Annotated in this window: 1 protein-coding gene; it reads right to left on the bottom strand. The window is 57.4% G+C overall.

Features of this window, described 5'->3' with window-relative positions; translation table 11 throughout:
• Window positions 1-462, bottom strand: a 462-nt coding sequence (locus J5M71_RS28135; protein ID WP_243434394.1) for an ABC transporter transmembrane domain-containing protein, incomplete at both ends; no start/stop codon positions are given.

Raw genomic sequence — 462 nt, 5'->3', positions numbered from 1 at the left:
AAAGATTGCGCACGCGGCGGCCGAAAATCAGGATTGGCGCGATCACCAGCGGCAGTGCAATCACGACAATGCTGGTCAACTTCGGATTGGTGATGAACAGCAGCACTACACCACCGATGACCATCAGCAAATTGCGCAGGAACAGCGAGAGCGACGAGCCGATCACCGATTGCAGCAGCGTGGTGTCAGCGGTCAGGCGCGACTGGATTTCCGAGCTGCGGTTGTCCTCATAAAAGCCCGGATGCAGATACACCAGGTGATTGAACACCTGACGGCGAATGTCGGCGACCACGCGCTCGCCTATCCACGACACCAGATAGAAACGGGCAAAGGTGCCCAGCGCCAGCCCGAGCACCAGCAACATGAAAATGCCGATGGACTGATTGAGCAGATGCGGCGAACGGGTCATGAAACCCTGGTCTACCAACAACTTGATGCCCTGCCCCATCGACAGGGTAATGC

It is taken from the genome of Pseudomonas sp. 43(2021) (genome assembly GCF_017490805.1).
In the GTDB taxonomy this organism is placed as follows: domain Bacteria; phylum Pseudomonadota; class Gammaproteobacteria; order Pseudomonadales; family Pseudomonadaceae; genus Aquipseudomonas.
This window is presented reverse-complemented; position numbering and strand designations above follow the sequence as displayed.